The 17,426-nt window shown below is 64.6% G+C and carries 15 protein-coding genes; 6 read left to right on the forward strand and 9 right to left on the reverse strand.

Going from position 1 to position 17,426, the window contains the following annotated elements:
* Positions 1-82 precede the first annotated feature (82 nt).
* From lon to cmoB, 5 genes are all read left to right on the forward strand, one after another.
* A complete protein-coding gene (gene lon / locus PMI20_RS27250; protein WP_007930780.1) occupies positions 83-2,503 on the forward strand; it encodes an endopeptidase La in 2,421 nt (806 codons plus the stop codon).
* Between the two features lie 174 nt (positions 2,504-2,677).
* Positions 2,678-3,070 carry a protease inhibitor I42 family protein gene (locus PMI20_RS27255; protein ID WP_007930776.1) on the forward strand — a complete coding sequence of 131 codons (393 nt, stop codon included), beginning with the start codon at positions 2,678-2,680 and terminating at the stop codon, positions 3,068-3,070.
* Position 3,071: 1 nt separating this feature from the next.
* On the forward strand, positions 3,072-3,707 hold the full coding sequence (locus PMI20_RS27260; RefSeq protein ID WP_007930774.1) for a lysoplasmalogenase: 636 nt from the start codon (positions 3,072-3,074) through the stop codon (positions 3,705-3,707).
* A 299-nt stretch (positions 3,708-4,006) separates the two neighbouring features.
* The gene (gene cmoA / locus PMI20_RS27265) at positions 4,007-4,750 is read left to right on the forward strand and encodes a carboxy-S-adenosyl-L-methionine synthase CmoA (RefSeq protein ID WP_007929593.1); all 744 of its coding nucleotides are present in this window, start codon (positions 4,007-4,009) and stop codon (positions 4,748-4,750) included.
* Positions 4,747-5,703, forward strand: a complete 957-nt coding sequence (cmoB, locus tag PMI20_RS27270; RefSeq protein WP_007929591.1) for a tRNA 5-methoxyuridine(34)/uridine 5-oxyacetic acid(34) synthase CmoB — start codon at positions 4,747-4,749, stop codon at positions 5,701-5,703. The genes cmoA and cmoB overlap by 4 nt, the downstream gene beginning before the upstream one ends.
* A gap of 128 nt (positions 5,704-5,831) precedes the next feature.
* On the opposite strand, the gene tadA is transcribed toward cmoB, so the two are convergent.
* The 7 genes from tadA to treP form a co-directional block, all read right to left on the reverse strand.
* Entirely contained in the window at positions 5,832-6,326 is a 495-nt protein-coding gene (gene tadA, locus PMI20_RS27275; protein ID WP_007929589.1) for a tRNA adenosine(34) deaminase TadA, read from the reverse strand.
* Positions 6,326-7,702, reverse strand: a complete 1,377-nt coding sequence (locus PMI20_RS27280) for a multicopper oxidase family protein (protein ID WP_007929587.1) — start codon at positions 7,700-7,702, stop codon at positions 6,326-6,328. The genes tadA and PMI20_RS27280 overlap by 1 nt, the downstream gene beginning before the upstream one ends.
* 252 nt (positions 7,703-7,954) lie before the next feature.
* On the reverse strand, positions 7,955-8,254 hold the full coding sequence (locus PMI20_RS27285; protein ID WP_007929583.1) for a PTS sugar transporter subunit IIB: 300 nt from the start codon (positions 8,252-8,254) through the stop codon (positions 7,955-7,957).
* A 2-nt stretch (positions 8,255-8,256) separates the two neighbouring features.
* Positions 8,257-10,794, reverse strand: a complete 2,538-nt coding sequence (gene ptsP / locus PMI20_RS27290; protein ID WP_007929581.1) for a phosphoenolpyruvate--protein phosphotransferase — start codon at positions 10,792-10,794, stop codon at positions 8,257-8,259.
* Positions 10,795-10,854: 60 nt separating this feature from the next.
* A complete protein-coding gene (locus PMI20_RS27295) occupies positions 10,855-12,078 on the reverse strand; it encodes a maltoporin (protein WP_007929578.1) in 1,224 nt (407 codons plus the stop codon).
* Positions 12,079-12,185: 107 nt separating this feature from the next.
* The gene (treC, locus tag PMI20_RS27300; RefSeq protein WP_007929575.1) at positions 12,186-13,835 is read right to left on the reverse strand and encodes an alpha,alpha-phosphotrehalase; all 1,650 of its coding nucleotides are present in this window, start codon (positions 13,833-13,835) and stop codon (positions 12,186-12,188) included.
* 115 nt (positions 13,836-13,950) lie between these two features.
* Positions 13,951-15,393 (reverse strand): PTS system trehalose-specific EIIBC component, encoded by a 1,443-nt coding sequence (gene treP / locus PMI20_RS27305; protein ID WP_007929572.1) that lies wholly within the window; start codon positions 15,391-15,393, stop codon positions 13,951-13,953.
* Between the two features lie 337 nt (positions 15,394-15,730).
* Between treP and treR the strand changes: the two genes are divergently transcribed.
* Positions 15,731-16,435 carry a trehalose operon repressor gene (treR, locus tag PMI20_RS27310; protein WP_007929570.1) on the forward strand — a complete coding sequence of 235 codons (705 nt, stop codon included), beginning with the start codon at positions 15,731-15,733 and terminating at the stop codon, positions 16,433-16,435.
* 18 nt (positions 16,436-16,453) lie between these two features.
* Here treR and PMI20_RS27315 read toward each other — a convergent pair whose 3' ends face one another.
* Both PMI20_RS27315 and PMI20_RS27320 read right to left on the reverse strand, forming a co-directional pair.
* Positions 16,454-16,975 carry a helix-turn-helix transcriptional regulator gene (locus tag PMI20_RS27315; protein WP_007929565.1) on the reverse strand — a complete coding sequence of 174 codons (522 nt, stop codon included), beginning with the start codon at positions 16,973-16,975 and terminating at the stop codon, positions 16,454-16,456.
* A 2-nt stretch (positions 16,976-16,977) separates the two neighbouring features.
* A complete protein-coding gene (locus PMI20_RS27320; protein ID WP_007929564.1) occupies positions 16,978-17,259 on the reverse strand; it encodes a hypothetical protein in 282 nt (93 codons plus the stop codon).
* Positions 17,260-17,426 lie beyond the last annotated feature (167 nt).

Here is a 17,426-nt window from a genome sequence, read left to right on the forward strand (position 1 = left end):
TAATTGATCCGGCCCGGGCACCATTGAAACCGCTCGTCACCTGCCCCATCTAACCTGGCATACCCCATTGCGCAGGTGCCCCATGAGCGACCAGCAAGAACTTCCTGAAACCATGAGTGAATACGCCGACCCGGAAAACGCCGAACTCCATACGTCCTCCGGCAAGGGCCTGGCCCTGCCCGGGCAGAATCTGCCGGACAAGGTCTACATCATCCCGATCCACAATCGGCCGTTCTTCCCCGCGCAAGTCTTGCCGGTGATCGTCAACGAAGAACCCTGGGCCGAAACCCTGGAGCTGGTGAGCAAGTCCGAACACCATTCCCTGGCGCTGTTCTTCATGGACACCCCGCCGGAAGACCCACGCCATTTCGACACCTCGGCCCTGCCGCTGTACGGCACCCTGGTCAAGGTGCACCACGCCAGCCGCGAGAACGGCAAGTTGCAGTTCGTGGCCCAGGGCCTGACCCGCGTGCGCATCCGCACCTGGCTCAAGCACCATCGCCCGCCCTATCTGGTGGAGGTCGAATACCCGCACCAGCCGAGCGAGCCGACCGACGAGGTCAAGGCCTACGGCATGGCACTGATCAACGCGATCAAGGAACTGCTGCCGCTCAACCCGCTGTACAGCGAAGAGCTGAAGAACTACCTCAACCGCTTCAGCCCCAACGACCCGTCGCCTTTGACCGACTTCGCCGCCGCGCTGACCTCGGCCACCGGCAACGAACTGCAGGAAGTGCTCGACTGCGTGCCGATGCTCAAGCGCATGGAAAAAGTCCTGCCGATGCTGCGCAAGGAAGTCGAGGTCGCGCGCCTGCAAAAAGAGATTTCCGCCGAGGTCAATCGCAAGATCGGCGAACACCAGCGCGAGTTCTTCCTCAAGGAACAGCTCAAAGTCATCCAGCAGGAGCTGGGCCTGACCAAGGACGATCGCAGCGCCGACATCGAGCAGTTCGAGCAGCGCCTGGCTGGCAAGGTCCTGCCTCCTCAAGCGCAAAAGCGCATCGTGGAGGAAATGAACAAACTGTCGATCCTCGAGACCGGCTCGCCGGAGTACGCGGTCACCCGCAACTACCTGGAATGGGCAACCGCGGTGCCCTGGGGCGTGTACGGCGAGGACAAGCTCGACCTCAAGCATGCGCGCAAGGTGCTGGACCAGCACCACGCCGGGCTCGACGACATCAAGAGCCGGATTCTCGAATTCCTCGCGGTCGGCGCCTACAAGGGCGAGATCAGTGGCTCCATCGTGCTGCTGGTGGGCCCGCCCGGCGTGGGCAAGACCAGTGTCGGCAAGTCCATCGCCGAATCCCTGGGCCGGCCGTTCTACCGCTTCAGCGTCGGCGGCATGCGTGACGAGGCCGAGATCAAGGGCCACCGCCGCACCTACATCGGTGCCTTGCCGGGCAAGCTGGTGCAAGCGTTGAAAGACGTCGAGGTGATGAACCCAGTGATCATGCTCGACGAGATCGACAAGATGGGCCAGAGCTACCAGGGCGACCCGGCCTCGGCGCTGCTGGAAACCCTCGACCCGGAACAGAACGTGGAATTCCTCGACCACTATCTGGACCTGCGCCTGGACCTGTCGAAAGTGCTGTTCGTGTGCACCGCCAACACCCTGGATTCGATTCCCGGCCCGTTGCTGGACCGGATGGAAGTGATTCGCCTGTCGGGCTACATCACCGAGGAAAAGCTGGCCATCACCAAGCGCCACCTGTGGCCCAAGCAGCTGGAAAAGGCGGGTGTGTCCAAGGCCAACCTGAGTATCAGCGACGCGGCCCTGCGCGCGGTGATCGATGGTTACGCCCGCGAGGCCGGCGTGCGCCAGCTGGAGAAACAGCTGGGCAAACTGGTGCGCAAGGCCGTGGTGCGGCTGCTGGAAGAACCGGACGCGGTGATCAAGCTCGGCCCGAAAGACCTGGAAGCCTCCCTGGGCATGCCGGTGTTCCGCAACGAGCAGGTGCTCAGCGGCACCGGGGTGATCACCGGCCTGGCCTGGACCAGCATGGGCGGCGCCACACTGCCGATCGAAGCCACGCGGATTCATACCCTCAACCGTGGCTTCAAGCTCACCGGGCAGTTGGGCGATGTGATGAAGGAGTCGGCGGAAATCGCCTACAGCTACGTCACCTCGCACCTCAAGCAATTCGGTGGCGATGCCAAGTTCTTCGACGAGGCATTCGTCCACCTGCACGTGCCGGAAGGCGCCACACCGAAGGATGGCCCGAGCGCCGGGGTGACCATGGCCAGCGCCCTGCTGTCCCTGGCACGCAACCAGCCGCCGAAAAAGGGCGTGGCCATGACCGGCGAGCTGACCCTGACCGGGCATGTCCTGCCCATCGGCGGGGTGCGTGAGAAAGTCATCGCGGCGCGCCGGCAGAAGCTCTACGAGCTGATCCTGCCGGAAGCCAACCGCGGCCACTTCGAAGAGCTGCCGGAGTACCTCAAGGAAGGCATCACCGTGCACTTCGCCAAGCGTTTCGCCGATGTGGCGAAAGTGCTGTTCTAACCCCGGACCTGTAGGAGCGAGGCTTGCCCGCGATGAAGGTAACGCGTAGTACCTGACGCACCGCGTCATCGTTCATCGCGAGCAAGCTTCGCTCCTACAACAGCCCTGCTCCACCACATATTCCTCAATCTTCGGTTATGCTCGCCCTTTGTCATGACCGGAGCTTTCTGACCCATGTCACCGATTCGTCTGTTGCTGCCCCTCAGCCTCGCCCTGCTCGCCGCCTGCGCCAGCCAACCCAAGCACAACGTCACGGTCGAGAACCAGAGCGAATGCCCAGTGCAACTGAGCAACGGGCAAAACCTGATCCTGACCCTGCCGAGCAACCCGACCACGGGTTATCGCTGGGCGATCCAGGACTCGGCCGGCGGCGTGCTGCGCAAAATCAGCCCCGAGGTCTACAGCAACCCCGAAGACAGTGGCTTGGTGGGCAGCGCCGGCCAGTCCACCTGGCGTTTCCAGGCCTTCGCCGCCGGTACCGGGCGCCTGCTGCTGACCTATCAACAGCCCTGGGCCCCGGAAGTCGCGCCGGTGAAAGCCTTCGACTGCGCCATTTCGGTCAAATGACATGGGCTGGCTGATCCTGGCGCTGATGGGCGCGGTGACCTTCCTCTACGGCCTGAGCATCCACGCCACCCTGCTGTGCCTGCTGGTCAAGCCGCTGCCGGTGCTGGCCCTGCTCGGCTGGCTGCACGATGCGCCCCCCAGCGACTATCGCCGCTGGATCAGCCTCGGCCTGTTGTTCTCCCTGCTCGGCGACGTGCTGCTGGCCTGGCCCGCCGACCTGTTCGTGTTCGGCCTCGGCGCCTTCCTGGTCGCGCACCTGGCCTATCTCAAGGCCTATACCAGCGATTGCCAGCGCCTGGCGCCCTTGCCCCTGCTGCTGGCCCTGGTTGTCGGCGCGGCGTTGCTGGGCATCCTGATCAGCCATGGCCTCGGCCCGTTGCTGGTGCCGGTGATCGTCTATGGCCTGGCCATCAGCGCCATGCTCTGGCGCGCCCTGGCTCGCCTGGGCAGCGACGTGCCCAAGCGCTCGGCGCAACTGGCCGCCGCCGGCGCCGTGGCCTTTGTGTTCTCCGACAGCGTGATCGGCATCAGCCGTTTTGTGGTGGCCTTCGATGCCGCGCCCTACCTGATCATCCTCAGTTACTGGCTGGGGCAATGGGGGATCGCGGCGTCGGCCTTCCGCCAGAAGCCCCGCTGAGCCTGTAGCCGCTGCCGAGCCCGCGAGGCTGCGATCGGTCTGGGCGGCATTCCGACAAAGCGGCCGTAAAACCGGCCACCGCGGTCCTTCAGATAAATTCCATGCGCAGGCTTGGCGAGGACTACGTCCTCGTGCGCAGCCTCGCAAGCTCGGCAGCGGCTACAGGGCCACCGGCGGGGAATCCACCGGGCGGCGCCTTGTGTCGCCCTTGAGGCCCTGAAGGCCCTTCGGGCCTTATCGCAGCCTGCGGCAGCGGCTACAATGCCGCCCCTCTTTCTATCTCCACCGCTGGAACCGCCGTGAGCAAAGAACCCGACCGCCTTTTCGCCCAGCCCCTGGCCCAGGTGCCCGACTTCGCCTTCAACGAGGACGTGGTGCGGGTGTTCCCGGACATGATCAAGCGCTCGGTGCCGGGTTACCCGACCATTGTCGAGAACCTTGGCGTGCTCGCCGCCCAGTTCGCCCAGCCCAATAGCGTGCTCTACGACCTGGGCTCGTCCCTCGGCGCCGTGACCCAAGCCCTGCGCCGCCATGTGCGCACCGACGGCTGCCGGGTGATCGCCATAGATAATTCAGCGGCCATGGTCGAGCGCTGCCGCGAGTACCTCAACGGCCAGGACTCGATGTTCCAGGAGCTGTTGCCGGTCGAAGTGATCGAAGGCGACATCCTCGCCCTGGAGTTCCAGCCGGCCTCGGTGGTGGCGCTGAACTTCACCCTGCAATTCATCGCCCCCGAACAGCGCCTGGCCCTGCTCGGGCGCATTCGCCAGGCGCTGCTGCCCGGCGGCGCGCTGATTCTCTCGGAGAAACTGCGCTTCAACGACCCCGAGGAGCATGCGCTGCTCACCGACCTGCACATCGCCTTCAAGCGCGCCAACGGCTACAGCGAACTGGAAATCGCCCAGAAGCGCAGCGCCATCGAAAACGTCATGAAGCCCGACAGCCTCGAAGAACACCGCGAACGCCTGCTGGCGGCCGGGTTCTCGAAAGTCGTGCCGTGGTTCCAGTGTCTTAACTTTGCCTCGTTGATTGCCTTGCCATGATTGATCTGTCCCCCCTCGCCCGCCGTCTGGCCGGTACGCCGCTGGCCGACTGGGCCAACACCCTGCAAGCGCAACTCGACACCAAGATGGAAAAGGGCCACGGCGACCTGGAGCGCTGGCAGAGCGCGCTGGACGCGCTGCCGAAGATCCAGCCGAGCACGGTCGACCTGCTCAACGGCCTGACCCTGGATACCGATTGCGACGACGCCACCCGCGCCCAGATGCGCAGCGCGCTGATGGGCCTGTCGCCCTGGCGCAAGGGCCCGTTCGACCTGTTCGGCGTGCATGTGGACACCGAATGGCGCTCGGACTGGAAATGGTCGCGGGTCGCGAAGCACCTGGACCTGCAAGGCAAACGCATCCTCGATGTCGGCTGCGGCAACGGCTACTACATGTGGCGCATGCTCGGCGCCGGTGCCCACAGCGTGATCGGCGTCGATCCGAACTGGCTGTTCTTCTGCCAGTTCCAGGCGGTGCAGCGTTACCTGTCGGAGCCCGCGGTGTGGCACCTGCCGTTCCCGTTCGAAGATCTGCCACCCAACCTGGAAGGCTTCGACACGGTGTTTTCCATGGGCGTGTTCTACCACCGCCGCTCGCCGATCGAGCATTTGCTGGCGCTCAAGGACTGCCTGGTCAAGGGCGGCGAACTGGTGCTGGAAACCCTGGTGGTGGAAGGCGACCGGCATCAGGTGCTGGTGCCGGAAGACCGCTACGCGCAGATGCGTAACGTGTGGTTCCTGCCGTCGGTGCCGGCCCTGGAACTGTGGCTGCGCCGTGCCGGCTTCAGCGATGTGCGTTGCGTGGATGTGAGCGTGACCAGCATCGAGGAGCAGCGCGGCACCGAGTGGATGAAGTACCAGTCGCTGAGCGATTTCCTCGACCCGAACGACCACAGCAAGACCATCGAAGGCCTGCCGGCGCCGATGCGCGCGGTGATTGTCGCCAGGAAATAAATGCCCCGCGCCGTGTAGGAGCGAGGCTTGCCCGCGATAGCGATTTCAAGCGTCACGCCAGGTTCGAGGTATGCATGGCCCGGGCTAGCGTCATCGCGAGCAAGCTTCGCTCCTACAGAGGCAGGGACTCAGTTGCGACTGGCCCGGCGCGCCTTGAAAAACTCGCTCAACACCGCGCCGCACTCCTCGGCCAGCACCCCGCCCTCGACCAATACCCGGTGGTTGAGAAAGCCCTGGCTGAAGAACTGCCCCTGGCTCTGTACGATGCCCGCCTTGGGCTCCAGCGCGCCGTACACCACCCGGGCGATACGCGAATGCACGATCAGCCCGGCGCACATGCTGCACGGCTCCAGGGTCACGTAGAGGGTGCTGCCGGGCAGGCGATAGTTGTCGAGCGCCTGGGCCGCGGCGCGGATCGCGACCATTTCCGCGTGGGCGCTGGGATCGCTGCCGCTGATCGGGCAGTTGAAACCGCGGCCGATGATTTCCCCGTCCTGCACCAGCACCGCGCCCACCGGCACCTCGCCCAGGGCCGCGCCCTGGGCGGCCAGGGCCAGGGCTTCACGCATGAAGTCCTGGTCGCGGCTGCGATCGATGATCCGGGCGGGGCGAATCTGCCGCATCAGGCCACCTCGATGGCGGCCATCAGGCCGGTTTCCATGTGGTCGATCACATGGCAATGGAACATCCATACCCCCGGGTTATCCGCCACCAGCGCCACCCGGGCACGCTCGTTCTTGCCCAGCAGGTAGGTGTCGGTGAAGTACGGGGTGATCTTCTTGCGGTTCGAGGCAATGACCTTGAAGCTCATGCCGTGCAAGTGGATCGGGTGCTGGTACTGAGTCATGTTCTTCAATTCGAAAATGTAGCTCTGGCCCTTCTTGAGCGTGGCGATCGGGCGGTCGGCGCAGGTCTTGTCGGTGATGTCCCAAGCCTTGCCGTTGATCTGCCAGAGGCTCGGTGGCTTGCCATTGTCCACGTTCACCGAGACCGAGCCAACCCACTCGAAGTTGAAGTTGAGCTTCTCGGCGTTATCCAGGTCCGGCTCGGCGATCGGGTTGGCCGGCAACGCCGGCGGCCACTCGGTCGGCGCATCGCTGTTGGCCACCGAACGCAAGGTGCCCAGGCGCACCGGGCCGTTGCGCAGCGACAATTCTTCACCGGCCGGCGGCGCCTTGATCGCCAGGCAGATGCGCATGCCCGGCCCCAGCCAGTATTCCTTGCCCAGCGGCCGCGGCTCGATGGGGTTGCCGTCCAGGGCGTAGATTTGCGCTTCGACACCCGGAATGTTGATGCGGTAGGTCAGGGTGTTGTCGAGGTTGAGCAGGCGCACGCGGGTGATCTGCCCGGCCGGGATTTCCACCACTGCCTGGGACACGCCATTGATGGTCGACAGGCGCCCCGCCGTACCGCCACGCGCCGCCTCGCGGGGAATGCTGAAAGGCACGAAGGCGCCTGCTTCATCCACATGCCAGCTTTTCAGGCTCAGGGTGCGTTCGTACTTGAAGCCGGTGGGTTCGCGCTCTTCGATGATCAGCGGGCCAACCAGGCCGCGACCCAGTTCTTCGCTGCTGTTGACGTGGGGGTGGTACCAGTAGCTGCCGGCATCCGGCACGCGGAACTTGTAGTCGAAGTATTCGCCCGGCATCACCGGCAATTGCGAGACGTAAGGCACACCGTCCATTTCCAGCGGCAGGCGGATGCCATGCCAGTGGATGGTGGTGGCCACCGGCAGGTGGTTGATGAAGCGCACCCGCAGCCACTCGCCCTGGCGCACCCTCAGCTCGGTGCCCGGCGCGGACGGGCCGAAGGCCCAGGCTTCGGTCTTGTGGCCCGGCACCAGTTCCACGTCCAGCGGCGCGGCGATCAGTTGATAATCGTGGCCCGCCTCGGCGTCGGCCATCTTGCCCAGCCAGTAACGCGCCGCGCCGCCGGCGCCCACGCCAACCACGGCAAGACCGGCCAGACCACCGAGTATCTGTCGACGGGTAAAGGACATGGACTCAACTACCTCACGTATCCGCGGCGGGCCGGGGCCCGCAAAAGGCGAATACGATACACCCGCAGTTGAGAAACAGTAAGGCCGGCGCGGCGACCGGCCGCAGGCGTAACCGCCCCTGTAGCCGCTGCCGAGCTTGCGTACGGACGCGAAGCGTCCGCAATCCAGGCAATGCCTTGCACCTGAGCCACCACCTTGGATGCCTTGGCGGGCGCTGCGCGACCGTACGCAGCCTCGCAGGCTCGGCAGCGGCTACAGAGGAGACAAGCCAACGAGCAGATGCACCACGCCGCCGACCAGCGCCATCACCCCGGGCACGCCGGCGCTACGCAAGGCTGTGGCATCGAGCAAAGACGGGTCATGCAATTCCACCCGCACCCGGGTCAGGGCCACGCGCTGCCGGGTCTTGAGGTTGTTGGCGCCGCCCAGCGCCGCAATCACGGCCTCGTCCAGGGCGGCGTCGTCCTTGACCGGGGCCGGCGCTTTCGGTTGGTCGGGCACCAGGTCCGGGGTCAGGGCCTTCCAGAACGCCCGCTGCAATTTCTCGAACATGTTCAGTTCTCCAGAACCGGTGAAGGGGCCAGCGTCGATTGCCGATGCTGGTGCAAGGCGTCACGCACCTGCTCGGCGCTTTCCAGGCCGAGAATGCGCCCGGCGAGGGCCTGGCACTGGCTCAACTCGACCTCGCGCACGCCGGCCTTGATCGCCGGAATCAGCGGCACGCTGACCGACAGCTCATCCACGCCCAGCCCCAGCAACAGCGGCACCGCCAGGGTTTCCGAAGCCAGCGCCCCGCACACGCCGACCCACTTGCCATGGGCATGGGCGGCCTTGACCGTGGAGGCGATCAGGCGCAGCACCGCCGGGTGGAAACTGTCGGCCTGGCTGGCCAGGCGCGGATGATCGCGGTCCATGGCCAGGGTGTACTGGGTCAGGTCGTTGGTGCCGATGGAGAAGAAGTCCACCTCCGGCGCGAACAGGTCGGCCAGCAGCGCCGCCGACGGCACTTCGATCATGATCCCCAGCTTTGGCAACTCCTTGAACCCCAGGGCCAGGGCTTCGTCCTCCAGCATCTGCCGTGCCTGCCGCAACTCCGCCAGCTGGGTGACCATCGGCAGCATGATGTGCAGGCGGGCCAGCCCGGCGCTGGCGAGGATCGCCCGGAACTGTTCGCGCAACAGCTGCGGGCGCTCCAGGCACAGGCGGATCCCGCGCATGCCGAGGAAGGGGTTGGCTTCAGGCTCCATCGGCACATAGGCCAGCGGTTTGTCGCCGCCGACATCCAGGGTCCGCACCACCAGATTGCGCTTCGGCCCCAGGGCCCGGGCGATGGCGCTGTAGGTCGCGGCCTGTTCCTCGTGGCTCGGGGCGACGCCGCGGTCCTGATAAAGAAATTCCGAACGCAACAAGCCGACGCCCTCCCCGCCCAGGTCCATGGCCTGCTCGGCCTCGGCCAGCGAGGCGACGTTGGCCGTCACCTCGAAGTGATGGCCGTCGCGGGTCACCGCGGCCTGGGCCGACTGCTCCAGCTCCTGGCGCTGGCGCTGCTGTTGCTGCTGACGTCGTGCCTGCAACTGCGCGATCACCGCCGGCGCAGGCTCCAGGTGCAATTCGCCCTGGTCGGCATCCAGCAGCACCGGTGTGCCGCTGGCCAACGCCAGCACCTGTACCGGCAGGCCGCAGATCGCCGGCAACCCCAGGGCCCGGGCCAGAATCGCCACATGGCTGGTGGCCCCGCCGCCGACCGTGGCGAACCCCAGCACCTTGTGGATATCGAGGCTGGCGGTCTGGGACGGGGTGAGCTGCTCGGCAATCAGGATCGCCTGCTCCGGCAGGGCCCAGGCGCTGTCCTGCACACCCAGCAGCAACTTGAGCACCCGCTGGCCGACATCCATCAGGTCCAGGGCGCGCTCGGCCAGCAACGGACTGCCTGACCCCTTGAACAGCTCGGCGGTGGCTTCGGTGGCGCGGTTCCAGGCGAATGCCGCGCTTTTGCCGTCGCTGATCAGGGCCTGGGCCTGCTCCAGCAGGCTCGGGTCTTCCAGCAGTTCCTGGTGAGCCTTGAAGATCTCGCCCTGGGCTGCACTGGCGGCCTTGTCCCGCAGGACTTGCAGGGCCGCGTTGGCCTGCGCCAGCGCCCGTTCCAGCTGCCCGCGCTGCGCGGCCTGATCGCTGGCGAACTCGACGACCTCAAGCTTCTGCTCGGCCACCTGCACCACTTGCCCGAAGGCCGAGCCCGTCGAGGCGCAGACGCCCCGCAGCAACTTGCCCGCTGGCGCCGCAACCGCCGCCAGCGGCTCGGCGGCGATCGCCGCCGTCACCGCCTCGCCACAACCACTCGCCAGCAATTCGGCCAGGGTCTTGATCGCCCTCTCGGCATCCTCGCCCGCCGCGCTGACTTGCAGGGCATCGCCCTGCGCGGTCTGCAACGCCATGATCGCCACCAGGGACTTGGCGTTGGCGCTGGCCTGCTGCTTGTGCAGGCAGATGCTCGCCTTGAAGCCCTTGGCCGCCTGGGCGAACACCGCCGCCGGGCGCGCATGCAGGCCATTGGGGTTGGGCAGCGTCACCGGTTTGGAAAACCGCGCCTCGCCCTCTTCCTCGGGCTCCGCGCTTGGCGCAAGCGCGCCCAGGCTCAGCTGCAACAACGGCTGGCCGCTGTCCACCAACGCACTGTCCCCTGTCAGCCAGGTGAACGGCTCGCCGCTGACCACCAGCATCAGTGTCAGCAGGCTGCGGGCATGCACGGCGATGTAGTCGGCATCGAACTCGATCAGCGGTTGCCCGGCCTCGACCCGCTGGCCCTCCTCCACCAGGCGGCTGAAGCCCTTGCCCGCCAGGTTCACCGTGTCCAGGCCGATGTGCATCAGCACCTGCACCCCGTTGTCGTCGGTGATGCTCACCGCATGGCCACTGTCCTGCACATTGCTGACCACACCGGCCAGCGGCGCGCGCAGGGTCTGCGAGGTCGGGTCGATGCACAGGCCGTCACCAATGACCCGGCTGCTGAACACCGGGTCCGGCACTTGCTCCAGGGGCATCAGCAGCCCGGACAGCGGCGCGAGCAGTTGCAATTGTTGGGTTGTAGCCATGACTTCACCTGCTGTTTGTTCTTGTAAGTGCCGATGGAGCGCGAGCCCCGACAGCATCGCTTATTTCCACCAGTACTCGACTTGCAATCCGACGTTCGCGCCATGCCTGGCGGTGCCGAAGGCGCCGGTATCGGACAGCGCCGACCCCGTCGCCAGCTCATTGGCCGCGCGCTTGGCGGCCTGGTTCCAACTGGCATAGGTGTAGTACAGACGCACCTCGGGGCGCGCCCAGAATTCCGGGCCCTTGGGCGACCAGGTCGGGGCGAAGGTGAACTTGCTGAGCTTGCGCGTGCCGCCGGGGGCCTCGACCTGATCGTGGCCCAGCTCGGTGACCAGCTTGAACTGATCGCTTATCGCATAGGCCGGGCGGATGCCCAGGGAGATCCAGTTCTGGTCGTTGCCGTCGGGGCGGATGTCTTTCTGATAGATCGCCTCGACCTGCCCGCCAAACCGCGGGGTCAATTGCCAGTCGAAGAACTCCACCAGGCGGTAGCTCTTGTTGCTGTCGTCCAGTTGCACATTGCCGGTGTAACCCAGCCCGGTGCCCGGGCCTTCGCCGTACTGCAACGCCAGCTTGTTCTTGCCGCCGAGGAAGTCCTTTTGCACATGCTGGGCGGTGATCGCCCAGCCCCGATGGGCGTCGCGACTGTCGGGCTTGTCGATGTAGCTCAGGCCCAGTTCCAGCTCGCCGCCGGGGTTGGTCTTGAAACCGGCGACGTTGAAGTCGTGCCGGTTGATGTAGTCCTTCTGGTACAGGTTGTCCTTGCGCGAGAAGGCATAGCTGTATTTCAGGTCGCCGATCAGCACGTCCTCGATACCGCCGCCAGTGGCGCTCTGGTTCCAGTAGTAGAAGTCGGAGATATGGATGTCGTTGCGCTTGTAGTAACGCCGGCCGGCCCACAGCGAGCCGCCATTGAGGCTGGGCATGTTCGACCATTGGGCATACATCTGCGGCATGCGCGCCGAGCCGTTGTCGCCCTGGAAGGTCAGGCTGCGGTCGTACTGGTTATACAGCGACGCCATGGCATCGACACTGAGCACCGAGCCGTCGTCCAGGGTGTACAGGTCCTGGCGCAGCTCCAGCTCGGCGTACTGTTCGCATTCGTTGCCCAGGCGGTATTTGGACTGGGCGCCGGGCAGTTGGAAACAGGATTGCGAGCTGCTGTTGACCGAGGTCCCGAGGCCGCTACGCAAGTAACCGGCGAACTCCAGGGCCTGGGCCGGGAACGGCAAGGCCAGGCAGACGCAAGAGGCTGCGAGACCGCGATTTATTGTTGTTTTCATAAGCCACCCCATTATTTTTATTCTGTGTGTGCCCCGCAGGCGCCGCCCTACCGGCGAGCGAAAGCTCGCGGTGTACCGGGCACGCCGCGCTCATGCGGGGAAGGTTGTCAGCGGTCGATCAGGTGCAGGACAAAGGACTCGTAAGGCCGCAGGAACAGCTGGCAACTGCGGGTTTGATGGTCTGCGTAGTTACTGATGACCAGGCGCTGCTCCATGCGCTCGGTCATCACTCCCTCCGGCAACTGCACTTCACAGGCGCTGCCGTAGAAATTGTTCACCACCAGTAGGCGCTCGCCCTGGCCCTCGCGCAGATAGGCCCAGACCTGCGGGTGCTCGGCCAGCAGCTGGCGATATTCGCCGTCCTGGATCAGCGGCTCGCGACGGCGCAGGGCAATCAGCTGGCGATAGTGGTGCAACACCGAATCCGGGTCTTCGAACTGCTGCTCGACATTGATTTGCGCGGCATTGGCCGGCACACCGATCCAGGGCTCGATGCTGCTGAAACCGGCATGGGCCTCGGTATTCCATTGCATCGGCGTGCGCCCGTTGTCCCGGGACTTCTGCATGATCGCCGCCATGTTGTCCGCCTCGCTGTCGCCGGCTTCGCGCTTGAGGCGGTAGATGTTCAGGGTCTCGACATCGCGGTATTGGTCGATGTGGGTAAAACCGGGGTTGGTCATGCCCAGCTCTTCGCCCTGGTACACGAACGGTGTGCCCTGGAGAAAGTGCAGCGCAGTGGCGAGCATCTTCGCCGAGACCACCCGGTACTCGCCGTCGTCGCCGAAACGCGACACCACCCGTGGCTGGTCGTGGTTACACCAGAACAGCGCGTTCCAGCCGCCACCGGCCTGCATGCCGCTCTGCCACTCGGAGAGGATGCGCTTGAGTTGGAGGAAGTCGAAATCGGCGCGGATCCACTTCTGCAGGTTCGGGTAATCGACCTTCAGGTGGTGGAAGTTGAAGGTCATCGACAGCTCTTTCGACTCGGGCTGCGAGTAACGAATGCAGTGCTCGAGGCTGGTGGAAGACATCTCGCCGACGTTGATCAGGTCAAAGCCCTCGAAGACCTCGCGATGCATCTGCTGCAGGTACGGGTGCACGTTCGGGCCGTCGGTATAGAAGCGCCGGCCATCGCTGGCGTCTTCCGGGAAATCCGCCGGTTTGGAGATCAGGTTGATCACATCCAGGCGGAAGCCGCCCACGCCCTTGTCGCGCCAGAAACGCATCATCTTGAACACTTCGGCGCGCACCTGGGGGTTGTCCCAGTTGAGGTCCGCCTGGGTATGGTCGAACAGGTGCAGGTAGTACTGGCCGGTCTGCGCTTCGTATTCCCAGGCGGAACCGCCGAACTTGGACTCCCAGTTGTTCGGCTGGTCGCGCCAGATGTAGAAGTCGCGATACGGGTTGTCGAGGCTGCTGCGCGCCTGCTGGAACCACTCGTGCTCGATGGAGGTGTGGTTGACCACGATGTCCAGCATCAGCTTGATGCCGCGCTTGCCGGCCTCGGCGATCAGCAACTCGCAATCGGCCATGGTCCCGTAGCTCGGGTCGATGGCGTAGTAGTCGCTGATGTCGTAGCCGTTGTCGCGCTGGGGCGAGCGCAGGAACGGGGTGAGCCACAGGCAATCGACACCCAGCCAGTGCAGGTAGTCGAGCTTGTCGACCACCCCCAGCAGGTCGCCGGTGGCCTGGCCGCTGTGGCTGTAGAAACTCTTCGGGTAGATCTGGTAGATCACCGAACGCTGCCAGTCTTGCATGGCGGGCTCCTTCAATGGGTTGGGTACAGGCCTTGAGGGCCTCATCGCGAGCAAGCTCGCTCCTACAGAGGAATATGCGGTCATGTAGGAGCGAGCTTGCTCGCGATGCGATTTATCAAGCGACGCGATACCCCGGCCGGATGATCTTCATGCTCAAGCCGCAGGTCAGCACGAACGGCACCACCAGGGCGACGACCATGCCGACCACGAACATCGGGATGTACTGGGGAATGATCGAGATGAATCCCGGCAGCCCACCGACGCCGATGGCCGAGGCCTGGACCTTGTTCAGCGAGAGGAAAATGCAGCCCAGCGCCGAGCCGATCAGCGCGGCGTAGAACGGGAACTTGTAGCGCAGGTTGACCCCGAACATGGCAGGTTCCGTGATGCCGAAATAGGCGGAGATCGCCGAGGTCGAGGCCATGCTGCGGTCCCGCGCGTTGCGGCTCATGCTGAACACCGCCAGTGCCGCGCTGCCCTGGGCCAGGTTGGACATGACGATCATCGGCCAGATGAAGGTGCCGCCCTGGGTCGAGATCAGTTGCAGGTCCACGGCGAGGAACATGTGGTGCATGCCGGTGATCACCAGCGGCGCGTAGAGCAGGCCGAAAATCGCCCCGCCGACCATTGGCGCCAGTTCGAACAGGGTGACCACGCCTTCGGTGATCAGGATCCCCAGGTGCCGGGTCACCGGGCCGATCACCGCCAGTGCCAGCACGCCGGTGACCACGATGGTGGTGATGGGCACGACCAGCAGGGTGATCGCATTCGGCACCCGCGCCCGCAGCCATTTCTCGATGACGCTCATGACATAGGCCGCGAGCAGGATCGGCAGGATCTGCCCCTGGTAGCCGACCTTCTCGATCTGGAACAGGCCGACGATGTCGAAGTACGGCAGGCTCTGGCCCTCCAGCCCGGCCACGGCCTTGCCGTAGTTCCAGGCATTGAGCAGGTCGGGGTGCACCAGCATCAGGCCCAGCACGATGCCGAGGATTTCGCTGCCGCCAAAGCGCTTGGCCGCCGACCAGCCCACCAAGGCCGGCAGGAATACGAAGGAGGTGTTGGCCATCAGGTTGATCAGGCTCCACACGCCATCCAGGGTCGGATAGGCCTCGAGCAGGGTCCGGCCTTCGATGAACATGCCCTTGGCGCCGATCAGGTTGTTCACCCCCATCAGCAGGCCGGCAATGATCAGCGCCGGCAGGATCGGCATGAAGACATCGGAAAACACTCGCACCAGACGCTGCATGGCGTTGGTCTTGTCGGCACCTTTCTGCTTGACGTCGGCGATGGTGGAAGCGGCCAGCCCGGTGAGTTGGCGCAACGCGGCATAGACCTTTTCGACCTCGCCGGGGCCAATGACCACCTGGAACAGGCCACCGGTGAAAAACGAGCCCTTGACCAGATCGATCTGGTTCAGCGTCGCGCTGTCCACCCGGCTCGGGTCCTTGAGCGCCAGGCGCAGGCGGGTGACGCAATGCGCGGCTTGTTCGAGGTTGTCGGCGCCACCGAGGCTGTGCAGCAACTCGCTGGCGATCGTGGAGTAATCATGGCTCATGCTTGTTCTTCCGCTTTGGTTTTTTGTTATTGGCAGCACGCCGAAGCGAAAAATACTCGTCTGTACGAGTTAAAGCAACAACTCGTACAGACGAGTTTGCCGGCATCGCTCCGAAACCCGGGTCGCAGGGAGTTTCTGCTGCGCAAAAACGGCTCTAGATCCACACTCTCCGGCAGAGCGCGCCATGCGCGACAGAAAATTCTTAAACTGCTGTAAGGTGTTTCATTGCCATTTCGACACCCGCAGTCAGGCGTTCGACCCACTCGCCTCAAATAGACAAATCCGCTCACGGCCCTTAAGGTTCCCGCCTTGAGCGCAGACGGCACAGAGCCATCCCATGAGTAAATACAACCAGATCTACAGCGATCTGCTTGCCAGCATCACCACCGAGCGCTTGGAACGCGGCGCCCGTCTGCCTTCCGAAACCGAGTTGATGGACAGCTACCAGGCCAGCCGCGGCACTGTGCGAAAGGCCATCGAGCAGCTGCAGGAGCGCGGCTTCGCCCAGAAGATCCATGGCAAGGGCACTTTTGTGCTGTCGCCGCACCCGATCGAGTTCCAGCTGGGCGGCATTGTCAGCTTCCAGGAAACCTATCCGCGCCTGGGCAACGACGTCAGTACCGAGGTGGTGGAGTTCACTCAGTTCCCCCTCGAAGGCGCGTTGCGCGAACACCTGCAGGCCGAGGAAGGCAGCCTGATTACCCGCATCAAGCGGGTGCGGCGTATCGATGGCAAACGGGTGATTCTCGACATCAACCACTTCGTCGCCGAGTTGATCCCGGGGCTGGACCGGCAGATTGCCGAGCACTCGATCTACGCCTACATCGAACAGACCCTGCAATTGCAGATCAGCTACGCCCAGCGGACCATCGAGGCCACCCCGCGCACCCGGGATGACCAGCAGCACCTGGACCTGGAGGGCCAGAGCCACGTGATAGTGGTCAGCAACCAGACCTTCCTGCAGGACGGCCGGCAGTTCGAGTACACCGAATCACGCCATACCCTGGACAAGTTCTACTTCTCGGACGTCGCCCGACGCTGACCACCGCGGCAGGCCCGCTCAACCCAGCAGCGCCACCAGTTCGGCGCTCGGGGTGCCGACCCGCCGGGCCTCCTTGGCGACGTTCACGGATTGCGCGACCCGCGCCACCTCTATCACCGGATGCTGCAACTGGTAACCGCCCCGGGCCTCCAGCCAGCTCAGCACTTCCGCCAGATGCCAGAGCGAGGCACTGCCCTCGTGGATCGCCAGGGGGAAACTGCCGGCATGGTTGAGCATCAACTTGCGCATGTTCTGCCGGGAGACCCCGACGATGTCGGCAATCTCGCTCAGGCCGACGAAATCCGGGCTCGCCTCTACCAGCCGCGCATCCGGAATGATCCGCTTGATATCGCCCAGGGCACTGAGCAGCGCCGCCTCACCGCTTTCGGCCTCGCGGCTGAACTCCAGTGCCAGGCGCCCCGCCAGCCCGGTACCGACCAGCGCATCGGTACAGCCCCCCGCGCCAAGGCGCTCCACCAGCACGTCCGGGTCGCAGTCGTGGGCGGGCAGCAGGTAGTTGAGGGTAAACAGGTATTCCATGGTCATGACTCCCGACGAGGTTGCGGGACTTTCCCGCCGCGCAGCTGATTCAGCGTGCAGTTGTCGATTACCCGGCACAGCGCCCGAGCATGCTGGAGGGGATTTTTTGGCGTGCTCCACACACTGGTAATGCAGAACTCGCCGCAACGACACACCTCGCTGTTGTAAGGGCAGTAGATCTTGCCCCAGGCATGGCTACCGCCGACTTCGACGCGCCAGCCCTGCCATTCGGCGTAACGCAGCGCCATTTCAATGTCTTTCTTGGGATGAGGTGTGCGAGCCATCCATGGCCTCCAGTCTCGTCAACAATGAACTGGTTGTCAACCGACAACCACAAATATTCTGAACACCTGCGCCGGAGTCGCCAGAGGCCGCCGCTGGGAGAGTTCGATGAATGTCTGTCAAGGGTACACAGGCCAGGCGGGCGATGATGTGCCCATGTCTTTCCTGG

Source organism: Pseudomonas sp. GM17, from assembly GCF_000282175.2.
GTDB lineage: Bacteria > Pseudomonadota > Gammaproteobacteria > Pseudomonadales > Pseudomonadaceae > Aquipseudomonas > Aquipseudomonas chlororaphis.